This window comes from Archangium sp. (assembly GCF_036388035.1).
Classification (GTDB): domain Bacteria; phylum Myxococcota; class Myxococcia; order Myxococcales; family Myxococcaceae; genus Archangium.
Genome location: NZ_DASVSO010000674.1, coordinates 1 through 2760 on the forward strand (window position 1 = coordinate 1; position 2760 = coordinate 2760).

The window sequence follows — 2760 nt, forward strand, 5'->3', positions numbered from 1 at the left end:
GCTTCCGCCACCACGTCAAGCGGGCCTCCTGGTCATCCGAGGAGGCCCGCTGGACGGTCGAGGTCGAGCGCGGGCCCGAGAAGGAGCGCGTCCGCTTCACCTGCGACTTCCTGCTCATGTGCAGCGGCTACTACAACTACGCCGAGGGCCACCGGCCCGAGTTCCCCGGCGAGGCGCGCTTCCAGGGCACCCTCGTCCATCCGCAGTTCTGGCCGGAGCGCCTGGACTACCAGAACAAGCGCGTCGTGGTGATCGGCAGCGGCGCGACCGCCGTCACCCTCGTGCCCGAGATGAGCAAGACGGCCGCGCACGTCACCATGCTTCAGCGCTCGCCGACCTATGTCATGTCGCGCCCGGCCGAGGACCCCATCGCCAATGGGCTGCGCCGCTACCTGCCGGTGAAGCTCGCCTATGCGATCACGCGGTGGAAGAACGTGCTCCTCAGCATGCTCTTCTACAACCTGGCGCGGAAGCGGCCCGAGCGGATCAAGGAGTTCCTCATCCGCCTGGTGCGCGAGCAGCTCGGTCCCGACTACGACGTCGCGACCCACTTCACGCCGCGTTACAACCCGTGGGACCAGCGCGTCTGCCTCGTCCCCGACGCCGACCTGTTCAGCGCGATCAAGCAGGGCCGCGCCTCGGTCGTCACCGATCACATCGAGACGTTCACGGAGAAGGGGCTCGAGCTCCGCTCTGGCCAGGAGCTCGAGGCGGATGTCATCGTGACCGCCACGGGACTCAAGTTGCAGCTGCTGAGCGACATCGAGTTCAGCGTCGACGGTGAGCGGCGCGACCTGTCGAAGAGCCTCTGTTACAAGGCCATGATGTTCAGCGGCGTGCCGAACCTCGCCTACTCGTTCGGCTACACCAACGCGTCGTGGACGCTGAAGGTGGACCTCACCTCCGAGTATGTCTGCCGGCTGCTCAACCACATGGAGCGGCACGGCGACACGACCTGTACGCCGCGCCATGATCCCACGGTCGAGGAGCAGCCGTTCCTCGACTTCTCGTCGGGCTACGTCCAGCGGGCGCTCGAGCTGATGCCGAAGCAGGGCTCGAAGCGGCCGTGGCGGCTCTACCAGAACTACGTGCTCGATCTGCTCACGCTGCGCTTCGGCAAGGTCGACGATGGCACGATGGAGTTCTCCCGCGCGCCGAGGTCGGCGACGACGGGAGTCGGAAAGGCCCAGCGCGAGGCGACGGGGTCTCGCGAGGCCGCCTGACGCGCACCGAGGCCCCGCTCATGCGCTGCGGGCCTCGCGCTCGGCACGGTACTCCTCGATGCTGAGGTTGCGGACCTTGGAGCTCTGCCCCGCGTCGTTGTGCACGAAGCCCACGCTCGCCACGTACGGCTCGATGACGCGAATCTTCTGCAGGGGTGTCACGATGAGCAGCTGCAGGTTGAGCTGGCGGAAGAGCTCCAGCCCGTAGGCCGCCGATTCATCCGAGCCACGGCCGAAGGCCTCGTCGATGACGACGAAGCGGAACGAGCGCGAGCGCGTCTCCCCCCACTGCAAGCCGAACTGGTAGGACAGGCTCGCGGCCAGCACCGTGTAGGCGAGCTTCTCCTTCTGGCCGCCGGACTTGCCACCCGAGTCCGTGTAGTGCTCGTGCTCGACGTCATCCTCGCGCCAGCGCTCCGAGGCCGAGAAGCTGAACCAGTTGCGGACGTCCGTCACCCGGCGGGTCCACCGAGCGTCCAGCTCCGTGTTTCCCTCGCGTCCCCGGAAGCGCTCGATGATGCGTTTGACGTCGAGGAACTTCTTCTCCGAGTACGCGTCATCCTCCGAGCCCGTGAGCGCGCCTTCCGTGCACGCGCGCAGGTCATGTTGGAAGTCCCGCACGTCCGGGTCCGCGCTCGCGGCGGGCTCCAGGACGATGTAGCGACCGGGATTGTAGTCGATGGCCCGCAGCGAGCGGTTGATGGTCTCGATGCGCTCGCGGATGTCCTGGCGCTCGCGATGAAGCTGGGCCTGGAAGTTGGCCACCTCGCGGATGGTGTTCTCGTTCAGCAGGCTCTTGAAGCGCGCCTCGAAGCCGGGCAGGCCGTCCTTGCACAGTGAGTCCAGCATGGCCCAGTACTCGCCCGCGGCGTCCAGGCTCGCGTCCACCTCCTGCGTCTCCAGTGGGAAGTCCGCCCGGTAGGACTGCATGGCGCGGATGATGGCGTCCCGCATCCGCTCGAGCTGCTTGCTCTCGGTGTCGACACGCCGCTGGAGCTCCTCCCGCACCTGCCGCTCGCGCTCGTCGCAGGCCTCGACATCGAGGGGAGCGCTCCCCCACTTCTCGGCGCACAGGGCCGCCACACGCGGGTAGCACGCCCGCAGCGCCTCGGTGGCCTCCCGCTGGGCCTGCTCGCCTCGGGCCAGCACCTTGCGTGCGCTCTCCTCCTGCACGTCCAGGCGTGTCTGGAGCTTCTCCACCTCCTTCAGCTGCTCCTCCGTCCGCTTCAGCTCGCGCTCGAGCTTGCCGAGCTGTTGCTCGAGCGTGCGCAGCACGTTGGAAGCGGACTCCAGCTCGCGCAGCTGCTCCTCCAGGTGCTGGAGCTCGGTGGCGACGCTCCGCCAGTCCAGCTCGCGGAAGGACTCGAAGACGGCGAGCTGGCTCAGCGACTCGCCGCGGCTCTGCAACGCCTTGCGCTGGGACTCCAGCGCCTGCCAGCGCGCGGCGGCCTCCCGGGTGCGCACCTCCACCGCGTGCACCTCGGCCTTCAGCGCGGCCCGCTTCTGCTCGTTCGTCCAGCCGAGCACCCACTGGGAG

The 2760-nt window shown here is 68.1% G+C and carries 2 protein-coding genes; one reads left to right on the forward strand and one right to left on the reverse strand.

The features are described 5' to 3' along the window. Nucleotides 1-1223, forward strand: a 1223-nt coding sequence (locus VF697_RS27400) for an NAD(P)/FAD-dependent oxidoreductase (protein WP_331099677.1), incomplete at its 5' end; no start/stop codon positions are given. Nucleotides 1224-1241: 18 nt separating this feature from the next. On the opposite strand, the gene VF697_RS27405 is transcribed toward VF697_RS27400, so the two are convergent. After that, nucleotides 1242-2760: ATP-binding protein (locus tag VF697_RS27405; protein WP_331099678.1), on the reverse strand; the 1519-nt coding region annotated here is incomplete at its 5' end.